At 69.1% G+C, this 16,192-nt stretch carries 12 protein-coding genes; 8 read left to right on the forward strand and 4 right to left on the reverse strand.

Going from position 1 to position 16,192, the window contains the following annotated elements; translation table 11 throughout:
• Together CFB34_RS38755 and CFB34_RS38760 are read left to right on the forward strand one after the other, a co-directional pair.
• The gene (locus CFB34_RS38755; protein WP_089444072.1) at positions 1–954 is read left to right on the forward strand and encodes a glyoxalase; all 954 of its coding nucleotides are present in this window, start codon (positions 1–3) and stop codon (positions 952–954) included.
• 14 nt (positions 955–968) lie between these two features.
• Entirely contained in the window at positions 969–2,444 is a 1,476-nt protein-coding gene (locus CFB34_RS38760; RefSeq protein WP_089444209.1) for an alginate export family protein, read from the forward strand.
• Between the two features lie 176 nt (positions 2,445–2,620).
• Here the strand turns inward: CFB34_RS38760 and CFB34_RS38765 are convergent, their stop codons facing one another.
• A complete protein-coding gene (locus CFB34_RS38765) occupies positions 2,621–2,902 on the reverse strand; it encodes a XapX domain-containing protein (RefSeq protein WP_089444073.1) in 282 nt (93 codons plus the stop codon).
• Between the two features lie 308 nt (positions 2,903–3,210).
• On the opposite strand from CFB34_RS38765, the gene CFB34_RS38770 reads away from it, so the two are divergent.
• The 3 genes from CFB34_RS38770 to CFB34_RS38780 all read left to right on the forward strand — a co-directional run bounded on the left by CFB34_RS38770 (position 3,211) and on the right by CFB34_RS38780 (position 6,140).
• Positions 3,211–3,897 carry a hydrolase gene (locus CFB34_RS38770; protein WP_089444074.1) on the forward strand — a complete coding sequence of 229 codons (687 nt, stop codon included), beginning with the start codon at positions 3,211–3,213 and terminating at the stop codon, positions 3,895–3,897.
• Positions 3,898–4,063: 166 nt separating this feature from the next.
• On the forward strand, positions 4,064–4,231 hold the full coding sequence (locus tag CFB34_RS38775) for a DUF1427 family protein (RefSeq protein ID WP_039362659.1): 168 nt from the start codon (positions 4,064–4,066) through the stop codon (positions 4,229–4,231).
• A gap of 19 nt (positions 4,232–4,250) precedes the next feature.
• Complete coding sequence (locus tag CFB34_RS38780; RefSeq protein ID WP_089444210.1) at positions 4,251–6,140, forward strand: amidohydrolase; 1,890 nt, start codon at positions 4,251–4,253, stop codon at positions 6,138–6,140.
• A gap of 326 nt (positions 6,141–6,466) precedes the next feature.
• Here the strand turns inward: CFB34_RS38780 and CFB34_RS38785 are convergent, their stop codons facing one another.
• Positions 6,467–7,387: an AraC family transcriptional regulator gene (locus CFB34_RS38785; RefSeq protein ID WP_089444075.1), complete on the reverse strand. Its 921-nt coding sequence runs from the start codon at positions 7,385–7,387 to the stop codon at positions 6,467–6,469.
• A gap of 398 nt (positions 7,388–7,785) precedes the next feature.
• On the opposite strand from CFB34_RS38785, the gene CFB34_RS38790 reads away from it, so the two are divergent.
• The 3 genes from CFB34_RS38790 (at position 7,786) to CFB34_RS38800 (ending at position 13,601) form a co-directional block, all read left to right on the forward strand.
• On the forward strand, positions 7,786–10,797 hold the full coding sequence (locus CFB34_RS38790) for a winged helix-turn-helix domain-containing protein (protein WP_089444076.1): 3,012 nt from the start codon (positions 7,786–7,788) through the stop codon (positions 10,795–10,797).
• A 150-nt stretch (positions 10,798–10,947) separates the two neighbouring features.
• Positions 10,948–12,846: an amidohydrolase gene (locus CFB34_RS38795; RefSeq protein ID WP_242808794.1), complete on the forward strand. Its 1,899-nt coding sequence runs from the start codon at positions 10,948–10,950 to the stop codon at positions 12,844–12,846.
• A 74-nt stretch (positions 12,847–12,920) separates the two neighbouring features.
• Positions 12,921–13,601: a phosphohydrolase gene (locus CFB34_RS38800; RefSeq protein ID WP_089444078.1), complete on the forward strand. Its 681-nt coding sequence runs from the start codon at positions 12,921–12,923 to the stop codon at positions 13,599–13,601.
• Between the two features lie 93 nt (positions 13,602–13,694).
• On the opposite strand, the gene CFB34_RS38805 is transcribed toward CFB34_RS38800, so the two are convergent.
• Both CFB34_RS38805 and CFB34_RS38810 read right to left on the reverse strand, forming a co-directional pair.
• Positions 13,695–14,807 (reverse strand): alkene reductase, encoded by a 1,113-nt coding sequence (locus CFB34_RS38805; RefSeq protein ID WP_089444079.1) that lies wholly within the window; start codon positions 14,805–14,807, stop codon positions 13,695–13,697.
• An 86-nt stretch (positions 14,808–14,893) separates the two neighbouring features.
• Positions 14,894–16,111, reverse strand: coding sequence for an MFS transporter (locus CFB34_RS38810; protein WP_089444080.1), 1,218 nt, complete (start codon positions 16,109–16,111; stop codon positions 14,894–14,896).
• Positions 16,112–16,192 lie beyond the last annotated feature (81 nt).

Below are 16,192 nucleotides of genomic sequence, written 5' to 3' on the forward strand. Positions count from 1 at the left end.
ATGATTTCACTGAACCTGCGCCATGTGCTGCGCATGACGACTGCGTCGACGGCGATGCTCGCTGCATTGCTGGCGGCCGCCCCGTCGCATGCCGACGAAACGCATCTGGACGACACGGCGCGCCAGCCGGCCGCCGCGCGCTTCCCGGCGGTCGCGGTCGGCCCGCAGTACGACACGACGCACGTGTGCGTCGCGCCGGAAGACTTCGATCGTTTCACCGACAGCTTCGTCGCGACGTTCGGCGGCAAGAAGTCGAAGCAGGGCGTGTTCCAGGTCACGCCGACGCCGAGCCAGACGATGTCGCAACTGGTGCTCACGCCGGTCGGCACGATCTCGGTGTTCGGCTTCAAGACGCCGATCCCGTATCCGTTCTGCGAGGAGCGCACCGGCTATCTGGTGACCGACATGGACGTGGCCGTGAAATCGGCGCGTGCGCACGGCGCGGACGTGGTCGTCGCGACGTTCCCCGATCCGATCGGGCGCGACGCGATCATTCGCTGGCCGGGCGGCGTGAACATGCAGCTGTACTGGCACACGCAGGCGCCGAATTACGACCCGTTGAAGACGGTGCCGGAAAACCGCGTGTACGTGTCGCCGGAACGCGCGGGCAAGCTCGCGCACGACTTCGCCGCGTTCTCGCACGGCAAGATCGTGTCGGACGTGCGCAAGGCGCCGGGCATCGAGATCGGCCGGCCGAACGACACGTACCGCCGCATTCGTATCGAATCGGGCTTCGGCAAGATGACGGTGCTCGCGACGGACGGCCATCTGCCTTACCCGTTCGGGCGCGAGATGACCGGCTATGAAGTCGCCGACCTGGCCACGACGCTGAAGCAGGCCGAAGCCGCGGGCGTGACCGTGCTCGTGCCGCCGTTCACGTCGGACGGCCGCGACGCGGCGCTCGTGCAGTTCCCGGGCGGCTACGTCGCCGAAATCCACGCACGGTCGAAATAACGGTGCGCCGGCCGATCAAACCATCGTGGCGCGGCGCGCTGCCGGGCGTCGTGCTGGCCGGCGGCGTCGCGCTGCATGCCGGGACGGCGGCCGGTGCCGATGCGCCGGCCGTCGCAGCCGCGGCCGCCGCTCAGCCGCCGGCGCCGGCGGCCGCGAGCGCCGCCGTGGCGTGCACCGCGAAGCGTCCGACCGTGCTGTTCAACCGCTGGCAGGAGGACTGGTCGGTGCTCGCGAATCCGTGCGTGCCGCGCAAGCCGTTCGACGCACTGAAATACGTGCCGCTCGGCGACGACCCGTCGACCTACCTGTCGCTCGGCGTGAACCTGCGCGAGCGTTTCGAACTGAACAACGCGCCGCTGTTCGGCCTCGGCTCCGCGCATGACGACAACTACGTGATCCAGCGCACGAACGTGCATGCGGACCTGCGCTATCGCGGCCATCTGCAGGCGTTCGTGCAGTTCGTCGATGCGCGGCCGTTCGGCAAGAATACGGTCGGCCCGGTCGACAAGGACCAGCTCGACATCGAGCAGGCGTTCGTCGCGTATGTCGACCAGATCGGCCCCGGCACGTTGAAGACGCGGGTCGGCCGGCAGGAGATGGCGTTCGACTTGCAACGCTTCGTGTCGGTGCGTGACGGCCCGAACGTGCGGCAGGCGTTCGACGCACTGTGGGCCGATTACGAAATCGGCAAGTGGCGGATGATCGGCTATGTGACGCGCCCGGTGCAGTATCGCGACGCCGCCGCGTTCGACGACGTGTCGAACCGGCACCTGCGATTCGACGGCGTGCGCGTCGAGCGCAACGGCACGGGGCCCGGCGACCTGTCCGCGTACTGGTCGCGCTACACGCGCGACAACGCGCGCTTTCCGGATGCGTCGGGCACCGAGCGGCGCGACGTATTCGACATGCGCTATGCGGGCAAGGCCGACGGGCTCGACTGGGACGTCGAGGCGATGCTGCAGACGGGCCGCGTCGGGCAGGACACGGTCGGTGCATGGGCGTTCGGCGCGCTGGGCGGCTATACGTTCGCGAAGACGGCCGGCACGCCGCGCATCGGGATCCAGGTCGACGGCGCGTCGGGCGACGCTCACCCGGGCGACCGGCGCGTGGGCACGTTCAACCCGATGTTTCCGAACGGCTATTACTTCACGCTCGCCGGTTACACCGGATACAGCAACCTGATCCATGTGAAGCCGTCGCTGACCTTCAAGCCCGCCAGCTCGGTCACGGTGCTCACCGCCGTCGGCTTCCAGTGGCGGCAGACGACGGCCGATGCGATCTACGGGCAGGGCATGTCGGCGGTGCCGGGCACGGCAGGCAAGGGCGGCGCGTGGACGGGGATGTACGCGCAGGCTCGCGTGGACTGGCTCGTCAACGCGAACACGGCCCTGGCCGTCGAGGCGGTGCACTTCCAGCTCGCCGATTCGATTCGCGCGCTGGGCGCGCGTAATGCCGACTATGTCGGCGTGGAAGCGAAGTTCGGTTGGTGACGCGGCGCGCGCCGCCGCTTCTGTCAGGGCGGCGCGCGCATGACCGAACGACGCCAGGCACGGGCAGGTCGGCAACGGCCTGCGCGCACACGCCGTTCACGCAGGCCATTGACGAACATCTCGAAACACACGCGAGCGCCTCGACCGTCCTGGTCGCATGCGCCCGAATTTTCCGATCACAGCGGTGTCGATTCGCGACGCTTCGCGGCCGCGTCGGTTGCTTGGGCGCCTGGCAGCGCACCGAACATGTGCTGGCTGCACTTCGCGTCGCGCCATGCGGTTCCCAGCCGGATTCCGCTGAACACGCGTCGCGCCAGCGGAAGAATCTGTTCGCCGGCCAGAATGCCAAGCAGGCCCACCAGGGCGACGGCAGGCGGCGCCGGCGATTGCACGCCGATCAGCGCATAAACGATGCCGGCGAGGAGGCCGGCGAACAGCGAAGCAGTGTAGGGTTTCATAGGCATGGAATGGTGTGACGGCAGTTGGAAATATGGACAACTACCGATCTGGAATCGATCCGACAGTCCCTGGGTCAGCCTATCAGTTCTGCCTGTTCGTTGTGGGTCCATTCAATGAAATTCAGATCTTTTCAGCCTGGATTCATGAAGGCCGCGAGCATCAGAACAATTAACTGGTGTGGTCGCTCATTAGCCTATTGAATGACGCAGGCCGGCTGCCGAGTTTTCCGCTCCAGCGTATTCGACGCGTCGCGGATTCGTCGGCCCGGCGAGCCTTATTTCTCCCTGCGTCAAAGGACATCACCGCCATGAGCAACCCGAAGCTTGAAGTACTTACCCCGCACAACAGCCAGCTGATCTTCATCGACCAGCAGCCGCAGATGGCATTCGGCGTGCAGTCGATCGATCGCCAGACGCTGAAGAACAACGTCGTCGGGCTCGCGAAGGCTGCGAAGGTCTTCAACATCCCGACCACGATCACGACGGTCGAAAGCGAGAGCTTCTCCGGTCACACGTATCCGGAGCTGCTCGACGTGTTCCCGAACCAGAAGACGCTGGAACGCACGTCGATGAATTCGTGGGACGACCAGAAGGTGCGCGACGCACTGGCCGCGAACGGCCGCAAGAAGGTGATCGTGTCCGGCCTGTGGACCGAAGTCTGCAACACGACGTTCGCGCTGTGCGCGATGCTCGAAGGCGACTACGAAATCTACATGGTCGCCGACGCGTCGGGCGGCACCACGCAGGCCGCGCACGACTTCGCGATGCAGCGCATGGTGCAGGCGGGCGTCGTGCCCGTCACGTGGCAGCAGGTGCTGCTCGAGTGGCAGCGCGACTGGGCGCACCGCGAGACGTACGACGCCGTGATGGCGATCGCGAAGGAGCATTCGGGCGCGTACGGGATGGGCGTCGACTACGCATACACGATGGTCCACAAGGCCGCGCCGCGCACCGCGACGCCGCACGAGTCGATCCCGGCCGTTCCGGCGAAGTAAGCGCAGAGGGCCAGCGATCGCTGATGCCGGTGCGGCGGGTTCGATTCGAACGCGCCGCATGGGCGTCATTGCGCGGGTGGCGGACGTGATCGAAACACGCATGCCGCCCGCAGCAGGCTGATCGGAACACGGCCGCTGCATTCGAATTTTCCGGGAGATTCATCGCATGGAACCTTATCTGGTTTCCCTTGGTGCGGGCCTGCTGATCGGCGTGATTTACAGCGCCATCAAGGTTCGCTCTCCCGCACCGCCGCTGATTGCGCTGGTCGGGTTGCTCGGCATGCTGATCGGCGTGCAAGCGTTGCCCACCGTGAAACAGCTGCTTGGCTTCTGATCAACAAGAGGTGATGCATATGACCGCAACCGTGACCCAGCCGGATCTGATCCTGCACAACGGCAGATTCACGACGCTCGATCGCGCGAACCCCGTCGCGACGGCGGTCGCGATTGCCGCCGGCCGCTTCGTCGCCGTCGGCAGCGACGCGGACGTGATGCCGCTCGCGGGCCGCGCGACGAAGGTGGTCGATCTCGGCGGCCGTGGCGTACTGCCGGGTCTGATCGACAACCACTGCCACGTGATTCGCGGTGGCCTGAACTACAACATGGAACTGCGTTGGGACGGCGTGCCCTCGCTCTCGGTCGCGATGGACATGCTCAAGCGCCAGGTGGCCGTGACGCCCGCGCCGCAGTGGGTCCGCGTGGTCGGTGGCTTCACCGAGCATCAATTCGTGGAGAAACGGCTGCCGACGATCGACGAACTCAATGCCACCGCGCCGGACACCCCGGTTTTCATCCTGCACCTGTACGATCGCGCGTTGCTGAACGCGGCCGCGCTACGGGTGGTCGGCTACACGAAGGACACGCCGGAGCCGCCGGGCGGGACCATCGTCCGCGATGCGGCCGGCAACCCGACCGGCCTGCTGCTTGCGAACCCGAACGCGACGATCCTCTACGCGACGCTCGCGAGGGGCCCGAAGCTGCCGTTCGAGTATCAATACAACTCGACGCGCCATTTCATGCGCGAGCTGAACCGGCTCGGCGTGACGGGCGTGATCGACGCGGGCGGCGGCTCGCAGAATTACCCGGAAGACTACGAGGTGATCCGCAAGCTGCACGACACGGGTGAGATGACGATCCGGATCGCCTACAACCTGTTCACGCAGAAGCCGAACGCGGAGAAGGAAGACTTCGTGAACTGGACGAAGAGCGTCAAGTACCACGACGGCACCGACTATTTCCGCAATAACGGCGCCGGCGAGATGCTGGCGTTTTCCGCGGCCGACTTCGAAGACTTCCGGGTGGCGCGCCCGGACCTGCCCGAGCAGATGGAGGATGATCTCGAGGGCGTGGTGCGCGTGCTCGCGGAAAACCGTTGGCCGTGGCGCATGCACGCGACCTACGACGAGACCATCAGCCGCGCGCTCGACGTGTTCGAAAAGGTGAACGAGGACATCCCGCTCGAAGGGCTGAACTGGTTTTTCGATCATGCGGAAACCATCACCGAGAAATCGATGGACCGGATCGCCGCGCTCGGCGGCGGCATCGCGGTGCAGCACCGGATGGCGTACCAGGGTGAATACTTCGTCGAGCGCTATGGCGCGCAGGCGGCCGAAGCGACGCCGCCGGTCGCGAAGATGCTGTCGAAAGGCCTCAAGGTCTCGGCCGGCACCGACGCGACCCGCGTCGCGTCGTACAACCCGTGGGTGTCGCTCGCGTGGCTCGTCACCGGCAAGACGGTCGGCGGCCTGCGGATGTACCCGCAGCGCAACCTGCTCGATCGGGAGACGGCACTGCGCATGTGGACCGAGTACGTGACGTGGTTCTCGAACGAAGAAGGCAAGAAAGGGCGCATCGCGGTGGGGCAGCTGGCCGACCTGGTGGTCCCGGATCGCGATTTCTTCGGGTGTGCCGAGGACGACATCGCCGGCACGACGGCGTTGCTGACGGTCGTGGACGGAAAGATCGTGTGGGGGGCGGGCCCGTTCGCGTCGCACGACGCGCCGATCCCGCCTGCGATGCCCGACTGGTCGCCCGTGCGCGAGTTCGGCGGCTATGGCGGCTGGGGCGCGACGCAGCGCGCCGGCGCGCCGCTGCAACGGGCGGCCGCCGCTGCGATGTGCGGTTGCGCGAACGCGTGCAACGTTCACCAGCACGCGCACGCGAGTGCATGGGCGAGTGCGCTACCGACGTCAGACGCAAAGGGCTTCTGGGGCGCGTTCGGGTGCTCCTGCTGGGCGGTCTGACATGGCGACGCGGACCCATTGCGACTCCCCGACGTGGGCCCGCGCGCTTCATCGCCCTTGACGCTTTTTTGCGAGCGCCTGGGGGCGGGGCGGCGGCCTCGTCCTCGTCACTTGTGCTCAACCATGGACGAGACCCGGCTGGCAGTCGTCCCGCCATTCGGTGACGGTACGACGACCGGGATAAAGCGATGAGCCCGCTCCCTCCACAGAAAAGGTGGATGGAGCGGGCTGACGCCGCAATCTGTCGGATCAGACGGATGGCGGCATGAACCTCGATTGAACAATCGGCCGGGCGGTCGGCGCGCGACCGCGACCGCGCAGACGCTTCAGCGCGAGCGTGCGCGCCGCCACGCGCCGGGCGGATGGCCGACGATCCGCGCGAAGACGCGGTTCAGATGGCTCTGGTCCGCGAAGCCGCACGCGATCGCGATGTCGGCGAGCGTCATGTCGGACGTCTCGATCAGTTCGCGGGCACGCGTCACGCGCTGTTCGAGCAGCCACTGGTGCGGCGTGCGGCCGGTGGTGCGCGAGAATGCGCGAATGAAGTAACCGCGCGACAGGTCGCATTCGTTCGCCACTTCCTCGATCGACACGCCGAGATCCGCCTTTTCCAGCAACAGTTCCTGTGCGCGCGCCAGTTTCGCCGGCGACAGGCTGCCCTTGTGGTCGAGTTCGCGCGTGCTCGCGTTGCCGTAACGGCGCACGAGGTGCGTGCCGATCGCGAGCCCCACCTGCTCGATGAACAGCGCGTTCAGCGGGCCGGGCGCGTCGAGGCTGTCGGCCACCGCGTGCGCGAGATGGCCGAGCACCGGATCGCGCACGTCGGGGCGACACGTGAGGCCGCCGATTGCCTGCCCCCCATGCTCCGGGCCCACGCGCTCGAGATACGCATGCGGCAGCTCGACCAGCACGAAGTCGAAGTTGCCGTACAGGTCCGCATGGAAGTGGCGCGAGAAATCGCGAATGTAGATCGAGTGATGCTGAAACCGGCGCTCGCTTGCGCCGGCGCGCCCGTAGAGCGTGCGGCGATGGCCGCCGGCCAGCGACACGCCGACCAGGAAGCCGCGGTCGCACGCAGGCATGTCGATGTGTTCCACGTGCGCTTCGCGCATGCATTTGCGGTGAAGCCGCAGGCCGCCGGTGGCGGTCTCGACATCCTTCGCCAGCAGGCTGGCCACGCAGCCGAGCGTGTCCTTCGGTAGTGGTGGCGGGGATACCGCCGGCGCTGCGGTAACGGAGTCTGACATGGAATTCCCGGGCAAGTGACTCGGCGCGCGACATGGCGAGTCCAGTTTAGCGACGCATGTGAACATTCAAAATGAATTTGCACAAACGTCCGCTCGTGAATCTGACGAATTGCTTTCAACGGTGGCGCGCAGCCGCCGCATCGCCCGTCACGACAGGCGTGCGAGCGGCTCGGCAGAGTATCGCGCCCTACTTTTACATGCAAGCGAATGCGCCGATCGCGTGATCCGGCCGCCGCCCACAGCGCATTTTCCTTCAAGATTTTCGTCGCGCCCCCGTCTACACTCAGCCCGGAATTCAACAGTGTCCGGCCGGCGCCACGGTGCGCCGGGGCCGGACATCCTGCCGGGTGGACTGCCGCGTTCACCGGGCGGTCATCCTGAGGGACCCGGAGGCGGCCATGATCCAGATCGGAACGTTGTCGGTGGATTTCGAGCAGCGCGACATTCGCCGTCAGGGCGCGTCGTTGCGCATCGGTGCACGCGCGCTCGACATTCTCGAAGTGCTGCACCGCGCGAGCGGGGCGGTCGTGTCGAAAGACGACATCATGGACGCGGTCTGGCCCGGGCTGATCGTCGAGGAAAACCGCCTTCAGGTGCATGTGGCGACGCTGCGCAAGGCGCTCGGCACGAACCGCGATCTGATCAAGACGGTGCCCGGGCGCGGCTACCTGCTGGTCGCGTGCGCGTCGCCCGGCCCGGAACCCATGCCCGCGGCCGACACGCCGGCCGTTGTCCCAACCGCCGCACCGACCGATGCCCACGCGGCGTCGCTGCCCGCGCCGCTCGTCGGACGCGACGCCGAAATCGCGCAGATCGTCGAGATGCTCGAACGCACGCCGGTCGTCACGCTCGTCGGCGCGGGCGGGATCGGCAAGACGAGCCTCGCCGTACGCGTGGCCCACGCGGTGCGCAGCCGCTCGCGCGAGCGCGTGCTGTTCGTGGAGCTGGCACGTGCGGGGACGCGCGCCGACATGCTGATCGCCGTCGCGGCCGAGCTCGGCCTGGACACGCAGCGCGTGCCCGCCGTCGAGGACATCGGCGCCGTATTCGCGGCGTCGCGCCACCTGCTCGTGTTCGACAATGCCGAGCACATCGTCGATCTCGTCGCGAGCCTCGTCGAAACGCTGACGTCGTGCGCCGGCTCGCTGCGCGTACTCGTGACGAGCCGCGAGCCGCTGCATATCTCCGCCGAAGCGGTGCTGCGCATGAGCCCGCTCGCGGTGCCCGACGACGACGCGCGCACCGACGAGATCGTTCGCTGTTCCGCCGTCGAGCTGTTCCTGGAACGGGTGCGCACCGCCGCGCCGGATTGTCCGGTCGACGAAGCCGGCATGCGGCTGATCGCCGATATCTGCCGGCGGCTCGACGGGCTGCCGCTCGCGATCGAACTGGCCGCGGCGCGCGTCGCGACGCTCGGGCTCGCGGTGGTCGCGTCGCGGCTGGACGACCGGCTGAACCTGCTGACCGGCGGGTTGCGCTCGGCGCTGCCGCGTCATCAGACACTGCGGGCGACGTTCGACTGGAGCTACGTGCTGCTCGACCCGGCCGCGCGTGCGCTGTTCCGCCGGATGGGATGCTTCATCGGGCCGTTTTCGTTCGATGCCGCGCACGCGGTCGCCGCCGAGCCCGGCACATCGGCCGCGGACATGATCGCGGTGCTCGGCGAACTGGTCGCGAAGTCGCTGGTGACCGTCGAATTCCAAGGCGCATCTGCGCGGTACCGGCTGACCGAATCGACGCGCGCGTATGCGCTGGAAAAACTGCACAACGAGGGCGAGGTCGAGCGCATCGCGGCGCGCCACGCACGATACGCGCGCGAGCAAGGGCATGAACACGGGCACGAGCACCAGCACGCGGCGGCGAGCGTGGACGCCCCCGATGAGGCGCCGGCCGACGGGCTGACTGAAGCCTTGACTGAAGCCTTGACTGAAGCCTTGACTGAAGCCCTGACCGGCACACCGACCGACACACCGACCGACACACGCGTCATGTCCGTCGACGAAACGCGTGCGCCGGTCGCGGCCGTGCACGAAGCCGAAGCGGACCGCCTGGCGCGCGCGCTGCTGGAGCCGGCGCGGATGCACGAATGCGCGGCGCGGGCGCGCCAGGTGCTCGACGCATTCGACACGGCCGCGGCCGACCCGGTCGATGCCGCGCGTGAGATGCGGTTGCGCGCGGCCTGCGCGTCGGCGCTGCTGCATACGGACGGCGACGCCATGGCCGCGGCCGCGATGTGGGACCGCACGCTCGGTCTTGCCGCCCATGTCGGCGACGCGACGTTCGATGCGCGCGCGCTGGTCGGGCTGTGGAATACGATGCTGACGCTGTCGGACATTCACGAATCGCTGCGTTACGCGACCCGCTTCGAGCGCGCGGCCGAGCGGCGCGGCGACCGCTCGCAGCGGCTCCTGGCCAACGCGATGGTCGCCACGTCGCTGCACTATTTCGGCGAGCACGCGCAGGCGCGCGAGCGGCTCGAAGCGGCGACGGCCGAACTCGGCGAGGTGGGCGAGCCGCCGTGCGCGCAGGCAGCGCTCGGCGTCGACATGACGACGCTCGCGCGCACGATGCTCACGCGGCTCGTGTGGATGCAGGGCGACCCCGACCATGCGATGCGCATCGCCGCGCAAGCGGTCGAGTGCGCGCGCCGCGGCCCGTCCGCGCTCGCGCTGTGCGTGGTGCTGGGCGCGGCCGCCGTGCCGATCGCCCTGCGCTACGGCGACCACGACATCGCGTCCGACTATCTCGCGACGCTGCGCGCGACCGCGAGCGCGCACGGTTTCGACATCTGGCGCAATCACGCGGAATGCCTGACCGGCCAGTTCGACATCCAGGCCGGTCATCCCGGTGCGGGCCTCGCACGGCTCGAACCCGCACTGAGGCGTGTCGAGGCGACCGGGTTCCGGCGGCTGCTCGCCCCGTTGAACGTCGCGTATGCGGAGGGTCTCGTGCGCGTCGGCCGCGCAAGCGAGGCGCGCACGCGGCTCGAGGCGACGCTCGCGCGCTGCCGCGCGCACGGCGAGCATCTGTTCGTGCCGGAACTGCTGCGCGTGACGGGCGTCGCGATGCTCGAACAGGCACGGATCGCGGCCCCCGATGTCGCGCTCGCGTACGAGGCCGACGGCCATCGTCATCTGCAGATGGCGATCCAGACCGCGAACGGGCAGGGCGCCGCGATGTGGGCGCTGCGCGGCGCGCTGGATCTCGCCGACCACCTGATCGAGCGCGGGCGCACCGCACACGCGTCGACGCTGGTCGCCGGGGTCGCGCGGCACTTCGATCCGCATTCGCGCGCCCATGATGTGCGGCGCTTGTTGCGCGTGCAGAATTTCGTCCGCCAGGACGCGCCGCCGCCGTCCCGCACGCCTGCGCGCCACGACGCCGCCGACGCGGCGCAGCAGGCCGCATAGCGATGCGCGCGTTCCAGGCAACCGCGCGACTGCGCGATCGCGACATGCATGCCGATGCGGGCGATGCAGCGGGTTTCCGTCGTTCGACGAAGCGACGTACGCGCGGCGCGGCGCGGCGTGCGCGTGCGCGTCCGCACGGGAGGCCCGACGGTGCTTAGCGCGACGGAACCCGCCCGCGCGGCGGACCTCGTCGTCTTCAACGGCAAGATTGCGACCCAGGACGAGCAGCGCTCGTTCGTCAGCGCGCTTGCGGTAAAGGACGGGCGCATCGTCGCGACCGGCGACGATCGCGACGTGCTGCGTCATGCGCACGGTGACACGGCCTGCCTCGACCTGAATGGCCGCACGGTGATCCCCGGCCTCGTCGACGCGCACCTGCAGGCCATCCGCGGCGGCACGCACTTCAACCTCGAGCTGCGCTGGGACGGCGTGCCGTCGCTTGCCGCCGCGCTCGAGCTGCTGCATCGGCAGGCCGTGCGCACGCCCGCGCCGCACTGGGTGCGCGTGGGCGGCGGCTGGACCGCGCTGCAGTTCGCGGAAAAGCGCGGCCCGACGGTGGCCGAGCTCAATGCGATCGCACCCGATACGCCGGTGTTCGTCCAGCATCTCGGCGACAGCGCGTGGCTGAACGCGGCCGCGCTGCGCGCGATCGGCTACGGGCGCGACACGCCCGATCCGCCGGGCGGCGAATTGCGACGCGACCGTCATGGGCGGCCGACCGGGCTGCTGCTCGCGCGCTCCGATCCGGCCGTGCTGGCCGCGGCGCTCGCGCGCGCGCCGGTGCTCGGCGCGGCCGACCGGATCAACTCCACGCGGCAGTTCATGCGCGCGCTGAACCGTGTGGGCGTGACGAGCGCGATCGACGCCGGCGGCGACGGCCTGACGTATCCGGACGATTACGCGGCGGTCATCGCGCTGGCACGCCGCGGCGAACTGACGACGCGCATCGCGTACGCGCTGGGCGCACGACACGCCGGCCGGGAAATCGACGACTTCGCGCAGTGGATCGCGCTGACCTCGCCCGGCGACGGCGATGCGTTCCTGCGCGCGAACGGCGCAGGCGCGCGGTTGCTGTTTTCGGCGGTCGATCTGGGGAATTTTCTCGATCCGCGCACCGAACTGCCCGCGTCGGTCGACGCGGAACTGACCGCCGTCGTCCGGCTGCTGGTCCGCCACCGCTGGCCGTTCCGGCTGCAGGCGACCTACGACGAGTCGATCGGCCGCTTCCTCGACGTGTTCGAGGCGGTGAACCGCGATACGCCGTTCGCCGGGCTGCGCTGGTGTTTCGACCGGTGCGAGACGATGTCGGATGCGAACATCGCGCGTGTGGCGGCGCTGGGCGGCGGCGTGACCGTGCAGCCGCGCATGGCGTTCCAGGGCGAGGCGTTCATCGCGCGCGACGGGGCGGCCGCGGCGACGCGCGCGCCGCCGATCCGCGCGATGCTCGCGGCCGGGCTGCCAGTCGGGGCAGGCTCCGGCGCGCTGGATGCGGGGAGCTACAACCCGTTCGTCGCGCTGTACTGGATGGTGTCGGGGCGCAGCGTCGGCGGCACCGTGCTGTATCCCGCGCGCAACCGGCTCGGCCGGATGGAGGCGCTGCGCCGCTACACGGTGGGCAGCGCATGGTTTTCCGCCGACGAGCATCGCAAGGGGGCGCTGGTGCCCGGCCGTTATGCGGATTTCGCGGTGCTCAGCGACGACTATTTCACGATCGACACGGCGCGCATCCCGCAGTTGTCGTCGGTGCTGACGGTCGTCGACGGCAAGGTCGTGCACGCGGAACGGGAATTTGCGTCGCTCGCGCCGCCGCCGCCGCCCGTCAGCCCCGGATGGTCGCCGGTCGCCGATGGCGACGGCACGCCTGCAGCCGGCGCGAACGGGCATGGCAGCCCGCGCGCATCGGCGGCGGGCGACGCGTGCATGAACCCCGGCACCGATGCGTGCCGGGCACGCGGCCCCGGGCGCCGCTTCGCGCGGCCGCGCTATCCGGCGGCCAGCGCGGCCGGCAACCGCTGCGAAGCGTGCGGTCGCTGCTGCGTCGCGTGCTAGCCGGCGCGCACAATATCGCGCGGCATGGCCTTGAACGATTTTTCGTCCCGTGCACGGGACACGAAGGAGACACGATGAACGTTGCGCACACACGCGCACCGTCGACCGCCGACGAAGTGGCCGGCGTCAGCATTCCGCGCACGACGCTTGCGGTCGAGGCGGCCGACGCGGCGCGCGCATCGTTGCCTGCCGCGCTCGCCGATCATGCCGCGCGCGTGTTCGTGTTCGTGTTCGCGTCGCTCGCCGCGCGGCGTGCGGGCGAAGGGTGCGATCCGGATGCGCTGTACGTCGCCGCGATGTACGCGAACATGGGGCTGAGCCCTGCATACTGCCGCTCGCCCGAACGTTACGAACTCGACGGCGCCGATGCCGCGCACGCGCTGCTGGTGCGGCATCGGCGCTCGCGCAGCATGCGCGACGACGTATGGCACGCGATCGCGCTGCATACGACGCCCGGTGTGGCCGCGCGTGCGTCGCCGCTCGCCCGCGCGCTGGCCCGCGCCGTGTCGACCGATCTGATGGCAACCGATTTCGACAGCTACACCGACGACGAGCGCGCCGCGCTGCTCGCCGCGTACCCGCGCGGCAACGGATTTCGCGAAACCTTCCTCGCTGCGGTCGCACGCGGCGTCGAGCATCGGCCGCAGTCGACGTTCGGCACGTGGAGCGCCGACGTGCTCGAACGCGCGGACCCGGATTTCCAGCGGCCGAATTTCTGCGGGCGCGTGCTGGGGGCGCGCTGGAACGACGCGTGACGGCGCCGTTGCACCGCGCGGGAATCGGCCGCGCGGGCCCGGTATCGCAATGGGGTGCGTGACGCCCCGTGCCGTGCGCGGGGCATTCGCCGGTTACGCGGGCGATTCGGCCGCGTCGTGCCGCGCATAGTCGACGTAGCCCGCGCGGTCGCCGCCATACCAGCCGACGTTTTTCGGCTCCGCGAGCGGGACGCGTGCCGCGAGGCGCTCGACGAGATCGGGGTTCGCGATATAGGCACGGGCGAACGCGACGAGATCGGTGTCGCCCGCGTCGATCAACGCGTTCGCCGCGTCCGGTGAAATACCGCCGTTGACGATCAGCGTGCCGCTGAATGACCGGCGCGCGCGCTCGACGATACGCGGCAGGTCGGGCTCGCCGCTCCAGCCGTTGGTGTCGGCCGCGTGCAGATAGGCGACACCCGCGTCGTCGAGCATCCGGCCGACGTACGCGAGCGTCGCATCCGGATCGGCATCGCGCACGTTGTTGTACTTCGCGTACGGCGAGATCCGCACGCCGACGCGGCCGAGCGGCATCACGCCGCCGACCGCGTCGACGATTTCCGCGAGAAAGCGTGCGCGGTTCGCAACCGAGCCGCCGTAGCGATCGTCGCGGCGGTTCAGCGTCGACGACAGGAACTGGTGCGGCAGGTAGCCGTTGGCCGCATGGATCTCGACGCCGTCGAAGCCGGCGGCCATCGCGCGCGTGGCCGCTTGCCGGAATTCATCGACGGCCGCGACGACTTCGTCGGTCGTCATCGCGCGCGACGGCGTCGCGTGAATCTTCGTGTAATAGCCGTTCTGCAACTGCGCCCATACCTGCAGCTGTTCGAGGTCGTCGTTCACGCCTGACGGCGACAGCGGCGCGGCGCCGCCGAGCAGCGTCAGCGAGCTGACCCGGCCGCCGTGCCACAGCTGCGCGAAAATGCGGCCGCCGTTCGCGTGGACCGCGTCGGTGACGATCTTCCAGCCGGCGGCTTGTGCATCGTCGACGAGCCCCGGTGTGAGCTCGAACGCGGCGGACGCGCGGCTGACGTTGGTCGCCTCGGTCACGATCAGGCCGGCCGACGCGCGCTGCGCGTAGTACTCGGCCATCAGTTCGGTGGGCAACCCGCGCGACGGCGCGCGCGAGCGCGTCATCGGCCCCATCACGACGCGGTTCGGCAGCGCGAGGCCGCGCAGATCATAGGCACTGAGCAGGGAAGACATGATGGACTCCTTTTCTTCGGCGTGGAGCGGGGCGGCGACGCGCCCCGCGAACGAATCGGTTTGAAGTTTGAAGGCGGCGGCGGGGTTCAGCCGAGCGCGTGACGTTGCGCGTGCGGCCGCCCGACGAGCAGGTAGTGCGCGAGCGCGACGATCGGGAACGCACCGGCCACCGCCGCGACGAGCGGCCAGCCGCCATGCTCGTACAGCGGGCTCGCAAGCGCCGAGCCGACGGCGCCGCCGACGAAGATGCTCGTCATGTACAGCGCGTTCAGCCGGTTGCGGCTTGCCGCGTGCAGTGCGTAGATCTCGCGCTGGCCGAGCACCATGTTCATCTGCACCGCGAAGTCGAGCACGATGCCGGTCACGACGAGCCCGTACAGGCCGGTGCCGTGCACGAACCCGACCACGTACGACAGCGTGCCGGCGACCAGCGCGATCAGCGTCGCGCGCACCGTATGGCCGGCGTCCGCGAGGCGGCCGGCCACCGGCGCCGACGTCGCGCCGATCGCCCCGACCAGTGCGAACAGGCCGATGGCCGACTGCGACAGTCCGTAGTGACGCGTCAGCTCGACCGGTACGGCGGTCCAGAACAGGCTGAACGACGCGAACATCAGGCCCTGGTAGAACGCGCGATGACGCAGGACGGGCATCGTGCGAACCAGCTGCAGCAGCGAGCCGATCAGCTCGAAGTAGGTCGCGCGATGGTCGGGTTGGCGCTGCGGAATCGTCAGTGCGAGCACGGCCGTGACGAGCGTCATCAGCACGGCGGCCGCCGCGAACACGACACGCCAGCCGAACGCGTCGGCCACGACGCTCGACAGCGGGCGGGCCAGCAGGATGCCGAGCAGCAGCCCGCTCATGATCGTGCCGACCACGCGGCCGCGCGCATGATCCGGCGCGAGATGCGCGGCGAGCGGCACGAGGAGCTGCACGGCCACCGAGCTGAAGCCGATCAGCAGCGAAATCGCGAGAAAGAGCCCAGGGGTGCGCACGAGCGCCGCCGCGGCGAGGCTTGCAATCGACACGACGGCCGTCACGATCATCAGCTTGCGGTTCTCGAGCAGGTCGCCGAGCGGCACGATGAAGAACAGGCCGAGTGCATAGCCGATCTGCGTCAACGACACGATCAGGCTCGCCGTGCCGCCGGACATGTGCAGGCCCGGCGCAATGAGTTCCGTGATCGGCTGCGCGTAGTACAGGTTCGCGACGATCGCGCCGCAGCTGAATGCGAACAGCAGGATCAACCCCTGCGTGAGTCGGGTGCCGTGCGCAGGCTGCGCGTGCGGCGTTGAATCTGCGGACATGGTGGGCTCCTTGAGAAGAGAGAGGTGGGTCCCCGTGTCGCCGCGCCTGCATGGAGTTCGCCGGGGGCGCGATACGGTGCA

This window comes from Burkholderia sp. HI4860 (assembly GCF_002223045.2).
GTDB lineage: Bacteria > Pseudomonadota > Gammaproteobacteria > Burkholderiales > Burkholderiaceae > Burkholderia.

What these genes read in the sequence shown, in the direction of transcription:
- CFB34_RS38755 (WP_089444072.1), top strand. Translation starts at nt 1, where the DNA reads ATGATTTCACTGAACCTGCGCCATGTGCTGCGCATGACGACTGCGTCG.
- CFB34_RS38805 (WP_089444079.1), bottom strand. Translation starts at nt 14,807, where the DNA reads ATGTCTTCCCTGCTCAGTGCCTATGATCTGCGCGGCCTCGCGCTGCCG.
- CFB34_RS38765 (WP_089444073.1), bottom strand. Translation starts at nt 2,902, where the DNA reads ATGAAACCCTACACTGCTTCGCTGTTCGCCGGCCTCCTCGCCGGCATC.
- CFB34_RS38810 (WP_089444080.1), bottom strand. Translation starts at nt 16,111, where the DNA reads ATGTCCGCAGATTCAACGCCGCACGCGCAGCCTGCGCACGGCACCCGA.
- CFB34_RS38785 (WP_089444075.1), bottom strand. Translation starts at nt 7,387, where the DNA reads ATGTCAGACTCCGTTACCGCAGCGCCGGCGGTATCCCCGCCACCACTA.
- CFB34_RS38790 (WP_089444076.1), top strand. Translation starts at nt 7,786, where the DNA reads ATGATCCAGATCGGAACGTTGTCGGTGGATTTCGAGCAGCGCGACATT.
- CFB34_RS38770 (WP_089444074.1), top strand. Translation starts at nt 3,211, where the DNA reads ATGAGCAACCCGAAGCTTGAAGTACTTACCCCGCACAACAGCCAGCTG.
- CFB34_RS38800 (WP_089444078.1), top strand. Translation starts at nt 12,921, where the DNA reads ATGAACGTTGCGCACACACGCGCACCGTCGACCGCCGACGAAGTGGCC.
- CFB34_RS38780 (WP_089444210.1), top strand. Translation starts at nt 4,251, where the DNA reads ATGACCGCAACCGTGACCCAGCCGGATCTGATCCTGCACAACGGCAGA.
- CFB34_RS38775 (WP_039362659.1), top strand. Translation starts at nt 4,064, where the DNA reads ATGGAACCTTATCTGGTTTCCCTTGGTGCGGGCCTGCTGATCGGCGTG.